We start from the raw sequence: 19,932 nt of genomic DNA, 5'->3' as shown, positions 1-19,932 counted from the left end.
TATAAAGTTAGGGTTTTATATTATAAGAGGTATAAGTTGCAACAGCGGGCCTGGAATTAGTTTTTTTGAGTAGCAGGATTGAATAAGGAAAAGTAGCAGGTTACACGATCCAGATTACAGGAAAAGAGTGAGCTGATTATCTGAAAGAATGAAAAAATTGTATTGTTTTTCGGTTTTATATTGTAGGCAAGATTTTAATAAAAATGGTTCGTGATCTTGCAACCTGCAACCTGTAACCTGTAACAATTTGTTTTCCCTTACCGACACAAAGACGGATTACTGTTTTTGAAGAATTACCAAAATAGAGGAATAATTTTTATGATTAAAAAATGCAAGAGAATTGGATATCAAACCAATAATAGGTGAGCGAAGATATTTAATTCGGCTATTAAGGTATTTTTCACTAAGGAGGCTTACATAAAAGGAATCGAAGATCATGCCTTTTGATTGTATGATTTTGAAGCCCTCTTTTTCGCAAAACCTGGTGAGAGTGTTAAGGTTGAAATGATATAAATGCCTGGGAACGTCTAAAGCTGCCCAAAATGATTTATAAAATCTTGCATCGTAGGAATTGACATTTGGGACTGCAATAAACAGGCATCCTTTATCCTTTAAAATATTTCTGAAAGTAGAAAGCAATGAGGCTGGATTTTCAACATGTTCTAAAACATGCCAAAGTGTTATGGTATCAATAGATGTAGGAGGTAAATCCATTAATTTATCAGGATGTTGGATATCAATTCCGTATTTCTTGAACGAAGCTTCACGGGCAATTTTAGAAGAATCATAGCCCATGGCTTTCCAACCATATGATAAGGCATAATTTACTAGGTCTCCTGATCCACATCCATAATCAATGAGTGTTTTCCCATCGGAATGCTTTTTAATAAGTTGAAATTTCTTCTTAAGAGAGTATTTTTTGACAATTGCATATAGAGAATTAACGAATCCTTGAGTATCATCAGAATGAGAAACATAATCTTTTGATACGTAATATGAATTCATTGAAGAACTATCGGGAAAAGGATTTGTTCTGATAAGACCACAGTGAGAACATTGAACAAGATCAAATGATTCATGTGTTAAAAAGTAATCTTTGGTGGATATGTAATGAGTAACATCTTTTTTGCCACACATTGTACATATTGAGGTTGTGGTATAATTATCCTGTTTCACGTGGAACATTTTTAGCGACCTAAGTAGACCAATAAAACGGAAATATCAGAAGGAGATACACCGCTTATCCTTGATGCCTGACCAATGGTTCTGGGTTTTATTTTGCTGAGTTTCTCCCTTGCCTCAAACGACAAAGATTCGAGTGAAAAGTAATCAAAATCGGATTTAAGTTCTATATCATCCAGGCGAATAAGTTTATCTGCCATTTCCTGTTCTTTTCGGATATAGCTGTTGTATTTTATGAGAATTTCCGCTTCTTCAATGCTTTCAGCATCGTTGTTTATTGCTTTGGTAAGAAAGGAATTCAGGGCTGGGATATGTTTTCTGAGTTTTTCAAAAGAAATAAAAGGCCTGACAAGAAGCTGTGAAATTTTAATTTTTTGCTTTAGAACCGATGTTTCATTGTTTTCAAGCAAAGGATTTATGTCTGATGGATCAATGCTGGTTTTTCGGCAAAAGTCGATTATATCTTCAATATAGCCTGATTTAACGTTAACCCTTTCCATTCTTTCTTTCGAAGCAAGCTGAATTTTATGTGCGATCGGAGTTAGCCTTAGGTCCGCATTATCCTGACGTAAAAGGATGCGATATTCTGCCCTGGAAGTAAACATTCTGTATGGTTCATCAACACCTTTTGTTATAAGATCGTCGATAAGAACGCCTATGTAAGCGTCGGATCTGTTTAATAAGAAGGCTGAATGACTATATAGTTTTTGATGGGCATTGATACCGGCAATTAGACCCTGGGCTGCTGCTTCTTCATAGCCGGTTGTTCCATTGATCTGACCGGCAAAATAGAGATTTTCAATAATTTTTGTTTCTAACGTATAATGTAGCTGCGTTGGTGGAAAATAGTCATATTCGATAGCATAACCCGGACGGAAGATCTTTGCGTTTTCAAAACCTTCAATTTCTTGTAATGCTTTCAATTGTATGTGATCCGGGAGAGAAGAAGAAAAGCCATTTAAATAGTATTCTACGGTGTCCCATCCTTCTGGTTCGACGAATAACTGATGACTTTCTTTTTGCCAGAAACGGTCGATTTTATCTTCAATTGATGGACAATAACGTGGACCGATACCGGAAATACGACCAGTGAACATAGGAGATTCGTTAAAACCGGTCCGCAGTATGTCGTGTACTTTCTTTGAAGTATAGGCGAGATAACAGCTTCTCTGGTGCTTCAAAGATGGTGTATCCGTGAATGAAAACTTACCTGGGAATTCATCTCCCTTTTGCTCTTCTAATCTGGAAAAATCAATTGTCCTGCCATCGATTCTAACCGGTGTACCTGTTTTCATCCTGGAAGAATCAAAGCCCAGGGTTTGTAATTGTTCGGTTAAACCGGATGATGGCCCCTCTCCTATCCTTCCTCCGGAGATTTTTTTCTGACCAATATGAATTATCCCATTAAGAAATGTACCGTTGGTCAGGATAACAGCTCGTGATGCAATAAAATGACCCATAGCCGTGTAAACACCTTTAAGCTTCATTTCATCAACTTTTATTCCAATGACCATATCCTGAAAAAAGTCAAGATTTGGTATCTGCTCAAGCTGACGTCTCCATTCTATGGAAAATAGTATCCTGTCGTTTTGGGCTCTTGGACTCCACATTGCTGGTCCCTTAGATTTGTTCAGCATGCGAAATTGGATCATGGTCTTATCTGTAACAATCCCTGATAATCCACCCATCGCATCGATTTCCCGGATAATCTGGCCTTTTGCAATACCTCCCATTGCAGGATTACATGACATTTGTGCCATATTCATCATGTTCATGGTAATTAATAATACCCTTGAACCTAAGTTGGCAGCGGCTGCAGCTGCTTCACATCCTGCATGACCTGCACCTACAACAATGATGTCGTAATCCTGTAACATGGAAACCGGTTTCACGTGGAACAAAATCCAAAGCTAATTGGGAAGCAAAGATAGATAATAATCTTCTTTTGATGTCATCACAGTTTTTTCCCCAGGCTCCTTATCACTATATCCTGCAAGATGAAGTATCCCATGTATGATTAACCTGCAAACTTCATTGTATAGCCTTACCCTATAAATACCGGCATTTTCACGGGCCCTTTCTATACTGATATAAATATCTCCAACTGTGATTTTGGGGTTTTCAGAATAAGAAAATGTAATGATATCTGTTAAGGTGTGATGAGAAAGATACTTAACATTCATGTCATAAAGAAAATCATCATTACAGAAGATAATGTTAATGGTACCTGCCTCAAAACCCTCATTCGACAGGCAATCTGTTATCCATTTTCTAAGTACCGTCTTATGGGACGGTTGATATCTTGTGTTTTCTGAAAAAAAATGTATCGTTTTACCCATGGTAAACCGCAAAAGTCAAAGAGAATATAATCAGGCCTTGTGCTTGATCTTGTTATAATACTGATTGAAAAGATTTTTTCTTTGATCCATAGTTTTCTGACCTATTCCTTCAATGTCAAAAACCATTTCTATACAACGACCATGGTCAGAAATATTAACTTCATCAGATAAGGTTTGAATAAGAAATAATCCTCTTCCTTTTTCAGGATCATCTGTAATAGGATTCCCAACCTTATCGGGATCAAATCCCTTTCCTTCATCAGAAATCTTAAAAGAAATACCTCTTTGCAAAGGATCAAAATGAACAGTAACGAATTTTTCCGGATCGTTTTCGTTACCATGTATTACGGCATTGCAAAAAGCTTCTGTAAGGCAAACCAGGATATTACCATAATGTGTATCCTGTAAATGATATTTTTCACTGATCTCCTCAACAAACCTTTCAATGATCGTAATGTTCTTAAGATTTGAGTTAATTTTTAATTTTTCCATATGGGTAAAAGAGCAAAACTTCAGTCTATAAATTTATAAAAATATTGGGTTACTTTCAATTTATAATAAGGTTTTAATTTTGGCGGGATTGTTTTTAGTAATTCCGCCTCCTTTGACTGTTTGTACTTATACTCGAAAAGTGAATCAGGGTTACTGATTTTTGGATTTTTTGCTTCCGTGGATTCCCTTCTCTCTTCCTTCTCTCTTTCTTTTTCAGCTTTCTCATGTTGAAGCAAACGCGTCAGGATTTCCTTTTGCCTTTTTAACGTTTCATCTGTAATCATTTTATTGACAAGCTCCATCTCCGTCCTTTCCATTTCTTCCATGATCCGGCTTAAATCAGCATCACCTGAACCGGTTTCCCCTTTTTTCTGATCCATCAACTGCTGCAGTTGCCTTCGTAAGGCTTCCTGTTGTGCTGCTAACCTGGCCAATTGCTCACTCATCGATTGTTGACCCATGGACTGGTCCTTCTGTCCTTGCCCCTTTTTAAGCTGCTCAAGACTTTGATTTAACTGCTGCTGTAATTCACTCATGGTTTTGGCATTGGGCTTGCCCTGTCCAGGCTTCGGCTTTCCGCTATTCTGACAACTTGAACTGGCCATTGACATGTTTTGCTGCATTTCCTCCATCGCTTCTGACAATAACAATGCGAGATTGTTGACCGATGTCATGACGTATTGCTGCTTGGAAGCAGCCTGAGGCTTGCGACGATCACTCAGGAAAGATATTGCCTCCTCCGAACTCCGGTTGATGGTTTCAATCTCTCTTGTTACAAAAGGTTGAATCGCCATCTGCCTTTTACTTAGAGCGTATAGTGAATCCTTGACCATGTCAAGATCATTCCCAAGTTGATGCTGCCTTTGTATCAATTGAGGAAACTCAGGATCAGTAATATTAACCTGCGTTACATCATTCATAATCTCTTCCTGGTCAAAGGAAAGCTGAACCAGATTATCCAATATCTGACGCAATGCCTCAATATCCTCTCCTAACGATTCCTGGCTCATCATTTGCTGCATGTTGAAAAGAAGATCGGATAATTCCTGCATTTGTTGCGATGCGTTCTTTTGTGATTGAGATGCTTTTTTTCTCTGGTTTTTCTCCAAAAGCTCACTGCTGTTTTTCATTTCCTGGTTTATAGCTTCCTCCGAGGTATCCGTGTTGATCATTGGATTGGGTTGCTCAAGAGCCTGGTTCTTTTCATGAACCTCATCCAAATCCTTGCGGATTTCTTCAAACGCTTTATTTAACTCTTCCTGGGCCTGTTCTATTTGATCGATATCTTCTTGCTTGCTCTCACTCTTGTTCGATAATTCCTCCTGCTCACTGGCCAAACGATTCAATTTTTCTATGGTTTCCGTAAGCTTCTTATCAAATTCAAGCTGCTTGATCCACTCCAGGCTTCTATCCAACTCCTCAGATATTTGCTCGGCACTGTTTTCCATCTTTTCAAGCAATTCATTTACCTTTTCCTTATCAATATTTTTCAGCATCTGCTTGATCTCTTCAAGTAAAGCCTTCATTTCATCTGTTAAAATCTCGTTAAGTAAATTCTCTAACTGCTCCTGCTTCTCTTTGATTTCTTCATTAATCTCCTTGAAATGCTGCTCCCTGATATTTTTATCAATGTTTTCCTGCCTGATATTATCTATCCTCTTCTGTAAATCAAGATGCTGCTGGATCAACTCTTCTAATTGCTGACGGTTATCCCACGATACCGTTTCCTCATTAACCATCTTTTCACGCATCTTATCAATCTGGTTCTTCAACTCCAAAGCATCATTAACGGCTTGCTCCATTTCATTCATGATGGCCTTGCCGGCTTCCTCAGTCATTTGCTCAATCTCTTCTACCGTTGGAACTTTATAATACATACGTTCCGACCTGGTCATTTTGCTGCCGGAAATACCGTCATTGTCCCAAACTTCAAAATAGTACTCAATCTCCTGCCCCGGTTGCAAACCCATTATACCCAGATTCAACTGATGATAAAATGTGTGCTGCGCTACCTGGGGTTCAATGGGAATTTCTTGCTTAACCCCCGATTCGGTGCCTAATACCTGATATATAAAATCCAGTTTGTTGAAACCATAATCATCCTTTATTAATCCCTTAAAATAAAGAGCATTGCTGATTGCTGTATCTCTGTATTCCTCAATAAAAATAACGGGATACAAATCAGGAATGGTTTGAATAAAATAGGAAAGACTATCTGAACTGGCCAGAAAACGGTTAAAAACTCCGATACTATAAGCTTCCGGGTGAATTAGCCTTCGTGTAAAACTGAAAACATTTGATCCCGCCTGCTTTAACGTATCGCGGAAATCCAAAAGCTTAAAAATTACACCTTCCGCATCCCGCGTATAAAACTTCCAGGATGCTGAAGTGCCTGCAGGTACTGCTACATCTCCAATATTTTCCAAAATCTCATCCTTTTTTCCTGTATAAGAGGGATAATCAAGAGATAACTCAAAATTCAGAATAATAGGTTTTGGTAATACACGAAGATAGTATCGCCTGGATGTGAAATCTTCAGTGCTGACCGTAAACTCCACATCCTTTTGCAAATTTTTGAATTCATAGTAGAATGAATTCTTGTCCTTCCTGCTTAACCTGTATTCACTGTTCTCAAATTCTATATATATGTCTACCGGAATCAACTCCCCAATTACCCTGACGCTTAAGGTGAAATCATCCTGCTGGATAGCCTCAAGCCTTTCATTTACCACTTCGATCCTGTACGGTAAGTCCTTTTCAAAATGCCTGTTGTGATGAAGTATCCTGTATGTAGGCTCTGTTATCAAACCGGGGGAAATAAACAAAAAAAGAATGATTATTAAAACGGTAGGCAAAACATATTTAATATACTTTCTGTTTTTTCTGAATTGAATTGCATTAATGAAAGGAACAGGAATCAATTGCCTGGTTCTCTGCTCTATACTTGCTTCAAGAAGCTCACTGTCAGCTTCACTTTCCATAGCTTTTCTTAATTGCAACGTATTGAGCAGTCTGTCATTAATCTCCGGGAAAAACCTTCCTATCATCCGCGCAGCTTCTTCTTCTGATAGGGTCCTTCCTACCCTGAACAGATGTAGTAAAGGTATTATCAAATAATAAAAAAGGACCAATACATTGATAATCAAATAAGTAAAGAATAGAGCAGAACGTAATTTTACGTCAAAAAAAACAAAAAATTCTGCCAGAATCAGAGTTAATGAAAAAATCAGAAACAAGGCAATAAATAGAATGCCTCCCTTGAGCATTTCATTTTTGTAATACTTATTAATGAATTGCCTTAATTTGCTTTCTAATATTTTATTATTGTCTTTCATTTAGTTAAACAAATCATACGTTCACCTGTTTAGTTTAACGGCCCCGCTTTACCTAAATTATTTGTTTCGGATAATTACCTGAACAAACAATTTATATTGTGAATTTTCATTAATTAACAAAGATACGGGATATTATGCTAGTGTAAACTCTAAAAAAATAGACTGATGAAACCCACATGTCTTCAAAACGCAAACACAAGAGTAATAAAATCAACCATATGTGGGTTCCATCATACCATTGAGAATTAAAATTTTATTATGATGAAAACAAACCTGACGGTATTATTAATGCTGCTAATCCTTAACAATGCATTAGGGCAGTTTAACGCACCTGATCATGATCATTTTTATTGCAGCCATTCGAAAGTTTTAAACCACGGCAATAAGAATCTGTGGCAAGGTATACGCACCGAATTATTGTCTGATTATGATGTTACTTTCTATTTCCTGGATGTTGCTATTGAAAATAACTCTGTTTTTGTAGAAGGTAATGTCACAATTGAAGCTGATGTAATTGAAAGTCAAATTGATACTGTGGCCTTTGAATTAATTGCTGATATGACAGTCGATTCCGTGAAAGTTAATGGGATTCAACGTGCTTTCCTAAGATCCGGCGATGAAACATTCATTATCCTGGATACACCATTACTCCAGGGTGAACACTTTTCATTCCAGGTATTCTATTATGGTACTCCTCCTCAGGGCTCATTCTTCTCCGGAATGTCAACCGGATATTCCAGCACTTATCAGAAGAATGTAACCTGGAGTCTCTCGGAACCTTATGCCGCAAAGGAATGGTGGCCCACTAAACAGGATCTAACTGATAAGGCCGATTCCTCCTGGGTTTTTATAACAACCAGCGACGTTAATATGGCAGGTTCGCAAGGTTTGCTGACTGCAATCACTCCTTTGCCCGGCAACAAACTACGATATGAATGGAAATCCCGTTATCCTATAGACTATTACCTGATTTCTGTGGCAGTTGCTGATTATCAGGAATATAATATTTATGCTAAACCTGAATCCCTTATTGGAGATTCCATACTTATCCAGAATTTTATTTACGACCACCCAAACTGCTTACCTAATTATAAGGATGGGATTGATCGTACTGCATCATTTATCGAACTGTTTTCCGATTTGTATGGATTGTATCCGTTCTGGGAAGAAAAATATGGGCATTGCCTCACACAATTGGGTGGCGGAATGGAACACCAAACCATGACCACTATCGGTGGTTTCGGTTTTGGATTGGTTGCTCACGAACTGGGCCACATGTGGTTCGGTGATAATGTTACATGCGCAACCTGGAGCGATATTTGGATCAATGAGGGTTTTGCGACATACACCGATTATCTGGCCCATGAAAAAATTGCCGGTCCGCCATGGCCACAGATATGGCTCGAAGATACACACGAAAATGTACTTTCTCAACCCGATGGAAGTGTTTATGTTCCTGAAGATGAACTGGGTAATATTTGGAGAATTTTCAGCGGTCGCCTTTCATATGATAAAGGAGCCTCAATCGTTCATATGATACGTTTTGAATTACAGAATGATTCTGTGTTTTTTAATGTTTTAAAGGAGTTCCAGGATATATATGCAGATAGTGTTGCAACCGGCGTGGATTTTAAAGAAGTGCTCGAAGACATCAGTGGCATGGATTTCACAGATTTCTTCGATCAGTGGTATTTCGGGGAAGGATATCCGGTATACGAAATCGTATGGAACCAGGATGCCGGTAATTTCAATATGGAAGTTACCCAATCTACATCTACAGCCATAACCCCATTGTTTAAAATGCTGATGCCCTACAGGTTGATCTTTAATGATGGCACGGATACTACACTTTTGCTATACCAGAATGGTCATGTTGAAGCCTATTCAATCCCATTTGCCAAACAGGTTGAGGATATTTTGGTTGATCCCGACAACTGGGTATTGGAGAAGGTAAGCAGTATAAATGTGGGTTATGATGAAATACAGAATCCTATGCATTTCTCATTCGGGCCGAATCCTGTAATGGAGCAGCTAAACATCTTCCTCACCAATCCACAACCTTCACTTTACAAGATCAATATAATTGATCATCTGGGTAGGGTGATCTATACCAAACAACTGGAAGGAAATCTAATTCAACTGAATACATCGTCCTATCCTTCAGGAACATATTTGATCCTTCTTCAGAATGGAAATGAATTGTATCAAAGGAAATTTATAAAATTCTGATCTTTATCAAAAAAGGGGCATAAGCCCCTTTTTTTATTCAACTATAACTTTTGAGTATACCGTTTTTCCTCCCGAACTTGCTCTCAACAAATACAATCCGGGTTGACAATCTTCCAGGTTTATCTGAAGTAATTCACTCTCTGTGAAGAAGCTATTTACAATCTGTCCTCTACTGTCGATAATTTCGACATAGGACGGATCTTCCCAATAAGGGGGTATCGTAATAGTTGTATATTTCCTTGCTGGATTTGGATAAACAAGCAAAGAATTCTCCAGACGGATGTCATCCGTCCCATTGAAATTAACAGCCAGAACCACAGCATTGTAAGCCTGAATTTTTCCGCTTCCCCAGATGTTGGATCCACCAAAAGGAATAGTTCCGGTAAAACCATCCGATCTGGAAGTCTGATAAAACAATGTGCGGACATTATGCGGTGTCAAAGATGGTCTGGCCTCTAACATAAGGGCGGTAACGCCTGCTGTAAAAGGGCTAGCCATGGATGTGCCCTGCATGGAAGCAAAATACCAGTAATGCGATCCATCGGTTAACTGTACGGCAACTTCAGGGTTCGATGGTCCGTAATTCGCATCATAGGAATTTACCGACGAAATAATCACATTTCCGGGTGAAGCCACATCGGGCTTAACTCTGCCATCAAGGGTAGGACCGTGACTGGAAAAAGGGGCAATGGCGCCTAATTCAGTATAGAAAGGAATTACCTGGGTTTGTCCGTTCAGGTTTATATAGTTGTTTTTGGTCGTGTAAGCCCCTGCGGTAATAACACCGGAAGCTGTACCCCCTATCTCTCCAACCGTATAATCGGTATTTCCATTCATCCACCCGTTGATTACTCCAATTCCTGGAAAATTATTGGTTAACGGAGCACCGTGCCCATGTCCGTGGTTCCAGATATGAATGGTATTGGCTACACCGTTATCGTCTTTTAATTCAATGGTTGTGACAAAGTTAGGGTTTGTGTTTTCAATATAAACCAAAAAATGAGGCCGGTTGTTTGTAATACTGGATGCCTCTCCCATTGCTTCTACCAAAACTCCGCTCAAATTGACAGATATCTCCGGCTCATTAGCCGATTGCAAATAGTCAGTGTAATCGATATAGTTGCCGATTAAGTCCAAAACATTAACAGCAAGCGTAATAGAAGTATTCGGCATACCCCATATATCCAGAAGTCCGCTTCCGGTGTTGGCCTGCGATTCTTCAAAATAAACTATGACTTCCGGGTTATTTTGCCCGCCCTGTATAGGAAATACCTGAGAAGCATGCATGGGAGTGCCTCCTTCATTCCCGGCTGCACCCACCAGTATCTTTCCCGGACCGGTAAGACCGTTAAAGGCCTGATCCTGAACAGAAGTCCCATCATGCGGTCCAATATGGGTTCCCAGACTCATATTGATAACTGCTGGCTTACCGACAGATTGGGCGTAGGAGAAAATATAACTCACTGCGTCAATCACCGCAGATTGACCTCCTCCAAGCTGAACGAAAACCAATTCACTGTTGGGGGCTACCCCGGTAAAATATCCCTCTGTTGCATATCCTGAACCTCCGGCAATTCCGGCAACATGGGTTCCATGTGATCCGTCTGTAGCTGAATACATTGCGGCAAACAATGCCTGCGCACCGACAATCTCTGATCCATAATTGAACGGAGATGGGGGAGATCCTGAGTTGTCAGTCATGTTCCAGGCTCGGGTTAAGCGAAGATTTTGCCCCAGTAGATCCCAAAAAGTTGGATGTGTATAATCAAAACCAAAATCAACAACCCCGATTATAACTCCGGTTCCAAGGTAGGCCTGACTGAGGCCAGTTCCTGTATGTACCTGATTTACCGAAGTTTCCTGCCTGGCATTATCTAACTTTTTTTTTATCTTACTGTCCGCTTGAATGTACTCAATCCCTTGTATCTCTTCTAATTTAGAAATGTTTTTCACCGGAATTCTCATGGTCCATATATTCCCTGCCTTCGTATTGATCTGAGCATCCAGATTCTTAAGGGATTCTTCCTGGATATCCTGATTTACCTTTATTATAACTCCAATCATGAAATCATTTCCCGATTTTTCCAATGGAAAATCATTGAGGATCTTCTCTAACTGGATTTCATACTTGTCCTGTAATTTTTCCAGCTTCTTGTATTCTTTTAATAGCCGCTTTGTTTCCAATGATATCTTGGAATTCTGTCCTGTAGTTTGGAACGACAGGAAAAACAGCATGGTAATAAAAAGGAGCAAACGTTGTTTCATTGTTCAGAATATTAGGTTTAGCGTAAATTTACAGATTAAATAAGTGTTAATCATTTTATTTTATTAATTGAAGGATTAATAAAATATATGTTAGAAATAACATAAATTAATAATAATCACAATAACAGGAATATACACAGACTTACCATCTCAGATATATATCATCCTGTAAATTATCCAGAATTATTATTTGCAGGTTATTCTCGGTTATAACATCATGTTTGCTTAAATTAATTTCCATCCATACTGTCTTTACAAAACCATGAAAAACAAGTTTTAGCTTTTTAAACCTGGATGAATAGGTTCCGGTAGATTTGTGAAAATGTAACAACCTCTCATGCGGATTAAAATCGATGATTCTTTTATAATAATTCCCTTTCTGGTAATTATAGGAATAACCGTCATCTTCATAATAAGTAAAGCTGTTTTGATTGTTTCCTGCATAAATATGGATAGATAAAGTGTCAGAGGGAGAATCCAGACAGGAAATTACCGGGCTCTGCATTGGGATAATACTACCTTCTCTGACAAAAACCGGGATGCTGTCAACCGGACAAGCTACCATAATTTCACAAGGTCCTGTATAATAACGGTCATTATTGGCAAAGAACCAATTGCCTTCTGGTAGGTAGACCCGGGTAATTTTCTCGTCACTGTATGCCGGAATAATAAGTAAGTTCTTTCCTAATTGAAATTGGTTTTCGAAAGATTTGGCATAAATAGTAAGATCAAAAGGGTATTCAATGGCCAGGCTCCTTGCCAGAGGTATTCCTGATTGATTAGATTCATAAAGGGAGGAATAGATATAAGGAAGAAGAGAATATCGTTTATTGAAAATATTCCGCGCTATAGCTTCAGTTTTTTCACCATAACTCCAGGGCATTTGTTCAGGTGCATCGGCATCGAAGGTATTGATAAAGATAGGATTGTAAATGGCGATATTTAACCATCGCAAGTAGAGCGAAGGAGAAACAATCCCTGATGATCCGCCGATATCACTACCGCAAAGCGGTACCCCGCTTAATCCCATACTGCAAATCCTTCTTACGCCTTCAAGCATAATATCTTCTCCAGGTAAGATGAATCCATTCCATGTAGCAGCATATCTTTGTATTCCTGCGTAAGCATTATGGGCAAGTACCAATGACCTTTCATTTTTAAGATGGGTTTTCATTGCTTCGTATGCAGAGCTGGCCATCATCAGATAATAAAGGTTCCTGACTTTCATCATACTTGTTGTTGTACCATCGCCATCGAGCTCGATGATATCAGGAATACCTCCCATTTGTCTTACTATTTTAGTATTCGGATCGAAACAGATACTGCGGACACCTGCATCGGCCAATGACTTAAAATGTCCTTTCCACCATGAATAGGTTTCTCTATTAGTCAGATCGGGGAAATGGCATCTGCCTGCTTTTGTATTTCCCGTGTATGGCAAGCCTCCGGGATACTTAATAAAATGATCATGGTTTATTCCATCCTGATAGATATCAAAACCTGGATTTATCCTTACTCCGGCATCAACCTGCATGGATGTTCTGAATCCAGCATCTTTCAGAGTACCTGTTAATACCGATGGGTGGTCAAATCTTTTTGGATCCCAGGTAAACACTTCAAAATCCCTGGTAGAAAACATGTCAAGGCAGTATATATCAGCGGGGAATCCTTTTTCCCTGAATTCTTCAGCAGTTCGAATAACCTGCTGGTTACTGCTATAACCTTGACGACTATGATGGTATCCCAAAGCCCACAGAGGAGGCATCTCCATTTTTCCTGTCAGCGCAGTGAACTTGCTTAGGATGCTTTTTACGGATTTTCCCCAGATGAAATAATAATCCAGGGTACCATCGGAGGAGGAGAAACTGTAATATTGATCATCGGTGCCGGCACCAAAATTAAAGCTGCTTCGTCCTGTGTGATCCAAAAAGATTCCATAAGTGAGGCTATCGTGAATCCCTAAAAAAAAGGGGATAAAAGAACCAAATCCAGAAATGCCGTTTTCAGGACTTTCGACAATTCCATTGTTCTCAAAATATTGGCCTCGCCGGTTTAGCGATCCCGGCTGGTCACCCAAACCAAGAAAAATCTCATCCTGGAAAAGCCTGTGATACTGTGAAACGACTCCTCCAAGCCATGATATGGTTAAACCAAAATAATGCTCTGTCACCAGTTTGTTATCATAGGTAAATATCCTTATGTGTAAAGGATATTTCTCTATTTCTATTTTTAAAGAATCGGTTGTCAGGATCAAAACCTTGCTGTTGAAACGGAACTGGAATTCACCGGAAGGTTCCAGTATGACCGCATACGATTTCCAGTCATTGATGTTTGCATCGGATACCCGAACCCTGATAATGTCCGGAGCATAATGTGTAAGTATAATCTGTCCATTGTCTCCTTCTATTTCCAGAGATCTTGAACTGAATGAAAACTCTCTGAAATGGCCGATGGGCTTATTTAAAGCCGCCTCCTGCGCCAATAGGGTCGGCCCAGAACAAAACAGTATGAAGGAGAGGAGAAGAATTGATATTTCTCTGTATTTATCAACTTTATGTACTTTAATGATGATCTTTTTAAGCATAGTAATATCCTGGAAAATGATGGTAAAAATATTCAATTAAATGGACAGGGGAAAGTATTTACCAATAAATAGCCAGGAAAGGATTTTCAATTTTTACAAGGGAATTTCAGGGATTGAAACCAATGCAGAGGGATTTAACTTTGTTATCGTTAATTTGAAATAGCAATGATTGGTTGGGTTCAAAAAGTAAATCCAATGGTATACTCTTTCCCTTCCAGTTTATAATAACAGAAAACTGCCGGGTTGATGAATTGCCGGATTGCCTGTATTCAAGCGGATACTGTAGATTCCATGCTTCCGGATTCGAAAAAAACACCCATAAGGTATCACCATTGTGTCTGGCCCAGAATTCAGGAATGGTTTTTCCTTCAATCAATGGAATTATTTCTTCTGCCAGGGGTTTTTCCATGGATACTATAAGATCTGTGGTGGTTTTTCCTGCAATGGATTTTCCTGCTCTTTCCGGCGTTCTTTTCAAATAAACCGGTAGTCCCTGGCGCTTCAGTTCTGCAATGGCGGTCATGGTTTCAATATCAAGGTATTGAACATCGACATATAATCCTTCAAATTCCAGTTCGCCGATGATCATTTTATTATCCTCCACCCTGGCTCTTTCAAGGTATTCACGGTTGATCCAAAGCGGCTGATATCCTTTCAACTCTTCAGGCACTTTCAGGTACCTGAGTTCATATGCTCCCCATGACCAGGGCATTTGAAGTGAATCAGCGTATTCACCCGCTATCCAGTTGTCTTCTAATGGAAGGTATAAGGCTATATCGGAATAAACCCTCCCCTTTCGTAAATTTTTTGAAAGCAATTCGAGATATTGGTTGAAGGGTTTCAGATGTTTTTCGAGTGACCCGTTTTTCCCGGCATGAACTGTCGCATAAAAAAATATTGTATCAATTTCAATGGGATTATAGGGCAATCCGTGCCATATAATTTGATTGGTTCCATTGGCAAAAAGAGCATCAGCAACAAGTTTCAGATCCAGGATATCTTCCTCAAACATATGATTCCGTGGCCATCCATAAATACAGGTAAATGTTTCCGAAGAAACAACGTTTTTACCGGAAAGGGCAGCCGCGGAAGCAACAATCCTTGAAAAATCAGGGTTGTAGAGCATTGCTTCTGTTTCAGGTACATCAATTATGGAGTAGGCTGCAATCAGGTCAGCCGGGGATCCTGCACATTGAGCCCTGCTGAATGCTCCAAGCTCGTGAGCCTTTTCAGTGAAAGGGATATAGAAATTCCCGATCACGTATTCGCTAACCAGTTTCATATAATCATACCTTTCCTGAAAATACTCAGGCTTAAGGATATCCATCATGTAAGGCTTGATATCATAGCCATAACAATGCAGGAACGCAGAATCAAAACCATGGGTCCATATCCTCCTGGTTTCCACTTCCCAGGAATCGCAAAACAATGCCGAAGGGCTTCCTTGTAAAGCAGGCTCCATGGCATTGCCCATCACATGAGCATATCTGATAAAGGCTTCTTTGCTGAGATGATCAATCACATTTCCTGTATCAGGATGAGTCCATGATAACCTCAATGGCTGTTTAAAAGAGGTATCACCAAAAATCTTTGTCCTGTCTTCATCCGGTACAAATGTTCCTCCGAAAGGCCATAGTGTGCCAAAAGTGAAATCACAACCAAGGCCTGTAGAGTCGCAGTATTTCTTGGTAAAGGTTATCATATCGGTCCATTCCTCACTAAGCCAGGGTGTTCTGGGCATCAATGGATCACGGTTAACAGGATAAACAAATGCAATCTCGACTCCTCCGAAACCCTGTTCCCGGATCCAGTCCAGCTGGTTACTGATATCCTCTTTTTCCAATATCCTGGCAAACCACCACCAGCGAATATATGGTTTGCCTGTCGGATAATACCCGATTGTTTTCTCTGAATCAATGTTTTGCCGGCATGCATTAGCCAGGATGAAAACTAATGAAATCATCGAAATCAAGGTTATAATCCTGATAACGTGCACTTTTTGTGAAAGCAGGATTCTCATTGCAAAAACTTTAAGGTGAATCAAGCCAGCGATCTATGATCATCAGGATTTCATTTTTCATAGGATCAGGCATGTTTGCGATCCGGGTAGCATGATTACCTCTCGGCTTGACGAATTTGTATACATTCTGTTTTTCAGGAAGTGAAACCGATGAAGCAGTCCAGGGATCCCATTCTCCATAAATAAAAATTATTTCAGGATCATTATTCTTAAGAAATTCCCTTACTTTTTCATTTACATAGTCGTCGTAAGGAAAACAAACACTGTCGGGCAGAAAGATTTTATAAAGGTAACCTTCTGCATTTTCAATGGTTAGCAAGGAGTCGAAGGATTCTGTATCGTATCCGTAATAACCGAGTTGCATGGCTGCCTGAATAAAAAACGGTTGGAAACGCGTAAGGCTTTGTTCAGAAAAATAGTCAGGTGATGAGAATGATACCAAATGCTCAAAAATTTCATCAATGGGAGCACCAGTATCCGGGATGGAATTGGTTTCCGGATGCCATTGCCAGTATGCAAAAGAGTATTCAAGAACACAGTAGTCGAAAACTTCTTCCCGGCTTATCCTGAAGGTATATCCTTTTTCATCGATATGACGGTTGAATTTTGGCAACAGACTGTCGCGCTTGTGCAAAAGGGTTAGTTGAAATCTCTCCACCTGGCTTCTTTCAGGCTCTTCACCATTTTGCTTTATAAAGGGTTCATGCCTGCCGTCTTCTATACCTTCATTCAAAGGATTTACATAAGCAACCGTAAGATCAACATCCTCCGGATATAAAGTTCTGTGATAAAGTGCAGTTTGACCTCCTTTACTGATTCCTGTAGAAATCCATTTACCCTTATACAAGGGTTTCAGGATATCAAGAATATGATGGTGATCTGCTGCGGAATTCTCAACGGTAAGATATTGCCAGTCAACATGTTCCGGGACAGATTCACCAAAATATCTGTGTTCAGCACAAATCTGATTAGCACCCAGGTAATTGGTCAGTTCATTTTCATAGGCGGGAAATCCGGCATAGCTGGCATCATAACCTTCTGTAATAAAGACCGAGGGTTGATCGAAACCACTATGGTTAATGTAAATGGTCTGAAGGAAAGTTCCCTTATCGGGATTTTTATGATCAATGGGTTGTCTGATTTTGAGCTTGAATTTACCCTGATAATTACCTTCGAACTGCAATGGCTCTACCATGGCCACATCTCTGAGGCTGGAGAATTTCCTGATCAGTAAAGTATCTTCACGCGAATCTTCCCATAATTCAACGGAAAACTGCATCTGGGCTTGTGAAACCCCCAAAAAGAACCATCCTGCCAAAAGGAATAGCAGGATGGAACGGTAAGTATTAATTCTCAGTTTTTCTTGCATGTTTAAACGGGCCCGGGTTTAAGACGAAACCGCATGCAAGATAATAAAATTCAACTTTGGTTACTTTCAGGCTGCTTCTGAATTATCTATTCTCACCTTGGGGTGTTTTTTTCTCCATGCAACAATGAAGAATCCAAGGCCCAGCAGGCTCACATTAAATATTCCGACTCCGAAAATACCCACTGAAAAAATACCTATGGAAAATACTCCTATTGAGAATATTCCGGCTGAGAAAATACCTGCCGCGAAGTTACCGGCTGCAAAATAATCCATTGCAAAATCCCCGGCAGCAAACATCCCTCCTTTCAGGTAGACGAGAATGAGTCCCAGAATTACTAAAGCAACGGCTGTGATAAGGATAATTACTGAACGATTCGTTTTCATAGCATCATAATTTTAAGTTTGACAAAGAATTTTTTTTGATGCAATGATAAATCAGGATTCCAGGCCTGGCAAGTTTTAGGGATACACAACAAAGATTCGTGATAAGCGACAAGAGTCAGGGATGAAATGCAAGCCTGTGGGATCAATGCCCAAGGCTGTCGACCTTCTCCCGAAAGCTTTGTATATAGTTCCGGGATACAGGGATCTCATCGGGATATCCGGTTAGAATAAGACGGTAACCCTGGGAGTTTCCTTTGATTTTTTCAATTTTTTCCAGGTTTACAATATAAGCACGGTGACAGCGAAACATCATAGTTGATTGACCAAGTTGATTCTCAGCGTTTTTCAATGTATTTCGCAAGACAAAACGTTTGGGTTTTTCGCTGTCAAGGTATAATATACTGATATAGTTTCCAATGGATTCCAGGAACAAAATATCTGAAGGATTCGATTTAAATTCGTCTTTTCCGTTTTCAGCTATTAAAGTGACTATTGGAAATGACGATGTACGATGCAAGGATAAACTGTTTTCAATCATTTGTGCATTTTTCACATTCCTTTTCAGAAGATAATTTTGTTGAATCACAGTGATCAGGATGACGGGAATAAGCCCAATAACAAGTGTGAAAAGCTGAAATACCCAGAATAAGGTGAATATTCCGGTAGAAAAATGGAAAACATAGACCGAATAAACCAGATTCCCCAGGCCGATGCTAAAAAGAATCCAGGCTAACCAGATAATTTGTTTTAAAACCGTCCAGTTTTTCTCATTAAACAATCCAGGAAATATCATCTGGATAAAAAACATATCCATTATAAGTACCAAAAACGTAACGATGCCATACCCTGCAAGGATCAGTGCTTTTTGATCATGCTGGTATTCCTGGAGTCCAAAAGGCTGAAAAATAAGCATGAATATCGCAATGAACAAACTTACCCCCAGGATGACCTTCCATTTATTCAGGGTTACAGGAAAAGGCTGACTTAAGTAATTGAAAATATGCATATTATTTTTTAATGTCAGGAAATACAATATTAGCTATTTTTACGCTTAAATCAAGCGTTTATGGTAACATTTGCAGCATTGGTCATTGCAGCTTTTTTGCAGATCATCGCCGCTGTGGCAGCACTTTGGCTGCTCCGTGTAGCTAAGGGAAAACTTGCATGGAAACTGATCGCGCTGGCATTCACCCTTATGGCTGCACGCAGGATAATTGATCTGTATATTTTTCTGCATGGGATTTCATATCCTGTTTTACTCTTAATAAATGACTGGCTGGGTATAGGCATTACGGTTATTATGACTTTTGGAGTCATTCATCTCGGAAAGGTTTTGTATTCGTATAACAGACTTGAGAAAGCCAGATTAGAGTCGGAAACAAGATTCAAAACTTTGTTCAACAACAGTTCGGATGAGATATTTCTGGCTGATATGAAAGGGAATTTCCTGGAAGTTAATCAGGAAGTAATAGACCGTTTGGGCTATACGAGAAAAGAATTGCTCGACATGAGCTTCATCGATATAAAAAGCCCGAAATACAAAAGAGAAGTTGATCCGAACATTGAAAAGATTAAAAACCATGGGCAGCTTATTTATGAGTCGGAACATATGACAAAAGACGGCCAGATCATTTCTCTGGAGATGAATAGCAGGGTTATTGATTATGAAGATAAGAAAGCTATGCTTACCATTGCCCGTAATATAACCGAACGTAAACAGATGGAACGACGGA

General features: G+C 39.4%; 13 protein-coding genes. 2 read left to right on the top strand and 11 right to left on the bottom strand.

Annotation, left to right across the window (positions count from 1 at the left end; all coding sequences use genetic code 11):
- Positions 1–276: 276 nt before the first annotated feature.
- The 5 genes from KKA81_02135 to KKA81_02115 are packed head-to-tail and all read right to left on the bottom strand — an operon-like array spanning position 277 to position 7,060.
- Positions 277–1,176, bottom strand: coding sequence for a class I SAM-dependent methyltransferase (locus tag KKA81_02135; protein MBU2649709.1), 900 nt, complete (start codon positions 1,174–1,176; stop codon positions 277–279).
- An 11-nt stretch (positions 1,177–1,187) separates the two neighbouring features.
- The gene (gene mnmG / locus KKA81_02130) at positions 1,188–3,059 is read right to left on the bottom strand and encodes a tRNA uridine-5-carboxymethylaminomethyl(34) synthesis enzyme MnmG (GenBank protein ID MBU2649708.1); all 1,872 of its coding nucleotides are present in this window, start codon (positions 3,057–3,059) and stop codon (positions 1,188–1,190) included.
- Positions 3,060–3,092: 33 nt separating this feature from the next.
- Positions 3,093–3,521 carry an rRNA maturation RNase YbeY gene (gene ybeY, locus KKA81_02125; protein ID MBU2649707.1) on the bottom strand — a complete coding sequence of 143 codons (429 nt, stop codon included), beginning with the start codon at positions 3,519–3,521 and terminating at the stop codon, positions 3,093–3,095.
- A gap of 30 nt (positions 3,522–3,551) precedes the next feature.
- The gene (locus KKA81_02120; GenBank protein MBU2649706.1) at positions 3,552–4,013 is read right to left on the bottom strand and encodes an ATP-binding protein; all 462 of its coding nucleotides are present in this window, start codon (positions 4,011–4,013) and stop codon (positions 3,552–3,554) included.
- Positions 4,014–4,033: 20 nt separating this feature from the next.
- Positions 4,034–7,060 carry a hypothetical protein gene (locus KKA81_02115; GenBank protein ID MBU2649705.1) on the bottom strand — a complete coding sequence of 1,009 codons (3,027 nt, stop codon included), beginning with the start codon at positions 7,058–7,060 and terminating at the stop codon, positions 4,034–4,036.
- Between the two features lie 549 nt (positions 7,061–7,609).
- On the opposite strand from KKA81_02115, the gene KKA81_02110 reads away from it, so the two are divergent.
- Entirely contained in the window at positions 7,610–9,577 is a 1,968-nt protein-coding gene (locus KKA81_02110; GenBank protein MBU2649704.1) for a T9SS type A sorting domain-containing protein, read from the top strand.
- A gap of 33 nt (positions 9,578–9,610) precedes the next feature.
- On the opposite strand, the gene KKA81_02105 is transcribed toward KKA81_02110, so the two are convergent.
- The 6 genes from KKA81_02105 to KKA81_02080 all read right to left on the bottom strand — a co-directional run bounded on the left by KKA81_02105 (position 9,611) and on the right by KKA81_02080 (position 19,205).
- Positions 9,611–11,842 carry a S8 family peptidase gene (locus KKA81_02105; GenBank protein MBU2649703.1) on the bottom strand — a complete coding sequence of 744 codons (2,232 nt, stop codon included), beginning with the start codon at positions 11,840–11,842 and terminating at the stop codon, positions 9,611–9,613.
- Between the two features lie 142 nt (positions 11,843–11,984).
- Complete coding sequence (locus tag KKA81_02100; GenBank protein MBU2649702.1) at positions 11,985–14,426, bottom strand: DUF5110 domain-containing protein; 2,442 nt, start codon at positions 14,424–14,426, stop codon at positions 11,985–11,987.
- Positions 14,427–14,532: 106 nt separating this feature from the next.
- Positions 14,533–16,389, bottom strand: a complete 1,857-nt coding sequence (locus KKA81_02095; GenBank protein ID MBU2649701.1) for a hypothetical protein — start codon at positions 16,387–16,389, stop codon at positions 14,533–14,535.
- A gap of 67 nt (positions 16,390–16,456) precedes the next feature.
- Positions 16,457–17,815 (bottom strand): aminopeptidase, encoded by a 1,359-nt coding sequence (locus tag KKA81_02090; protein MBU2649700.1) that lies wholly within the window; start codon positions 17,813–17,815, stop codon positions 16,457–16,459.
- A 66-nt stretch (positions 17,816–17,881) separates the two neighbouring features.
- The gene (locus tag KKA81_02085) at positions 17,882–18,199 is read right to left on the bottom strand and encodes a hypothetical protein (GenBank protein MBU2649699.1); all 318 of its coding nucleotides are present in this window, start codon (positions 18,197–18,199) and stop codon (positions 17,882–17,884) included.
- A 142-nt stretch (positions 18,200–18,341) separates the two neighbouring features.
- Positions 18,342–19,205, bottom strand: coding sequence for a LytTR family transcriptional regulator (locus KKA81_02080; protein ID MBU2649698.1), 864 nt, complete (start codon positions 19,203–19,205; stop codon positions 18,342–18,344).
- A 60-nt stretch (positions 19,206–19,265) separates the two neighbouring features.
- Between KKA81_02080 and KKA81_02075 the strand changes: the two genes are divergently transcribed.
- Positions 19,266–19,932 (top strand): PAS domain S-box protein (locus KKA81_02075; protein ID MBU2649697.1); only part of this gene is annotated, 667 nt, incomplete at its 3' end.

This window comes from Bacteroidota bacterium (assembly GCA_018831055.1).
GTDB lineage: Bacteria > Bacteroidota > Bacteroidia > Bacteroidales > B18-G4 > M55B132.
This window is presented reverse-complemented; position numbering and strand designations above follow the sequence as displayed.

Bases quoted from the DNA above. Each gene is read 5' to 3' on its own strand.
- mnmG (MBU2649708.1), bottom strand. From the start codon at position 3,059: ATGTTACAGGATTACGACATCATTGTTGTAGGTGCAGGTCATGCAGGA.
- ybeY (MBU2649707.1), bottom strand. From the start codon at position 3,521: ATGGGTAAAACGATACATTTTTTTTCAGAAAACACAAGATATCAACCG.
- KKA81_02120 (MBU2649706.1), bottom strand. From the start codon at position 4,013: ATGGAAAAATTAAAAATTAACTCAAATCTTAAGAACATTACGATCATT.
- KKA81_02115 (MBU2649705.1), bottom strand. From the start codon at position 7,060: ATGATAGGAAGGTTTTTCCCGGAGATTAATGACAGACTGCTCAATACG.
- KKA81_02110 (MBU2649704.1), top strand. From the start codon at position 7,610: ATGAAAACAAACCTGACGGTATTATTAATGCTGCTAATCCTTAACAAT.
- KKA81_02105 (MBU2649703.1), bottom strand. From the start codon at position 11,842: ATGAAACAACGTTTGCTCCTTTTTATTACCATGCTGTTTTTCCTGTCG.
- KKA81_02100 (MBU2649702.1), bottom strand. From the start codon at position 14,426: ATGCTTAAAAAGATCATCATTAAAGTACATAAAGTTGATAAATACAGA.
- KKA81_02095 (MBU2649701.1), bottom strand. From the start codon at position 16,389: ATGATTTCATTAGTTTTCATCCTGGCTAATGCATGCCGGCAAAACATT.
- KKA81_02090 (MBU2649700.1), bottom strand. From the start codon at position 17,815: ATGCAAGAAAAACTGAGAATTAATACTTACCGTTCCATCCTGCTATTC.
- KKA81_02085 (MBU2649699.1), bottom strand. From the start codon at position 18,199: ATGAAAACGAATCGTTCAGTAATTATCCTTATCACAGCCGTTGCTTTA.
- KKA81_02080 (MBU2649698.1), bottom strand. From the start codon at position 19,205: ATGCATATTTTCAATTACTTAAGTCAGCCTTTTCCTGTAACCCTGAAT.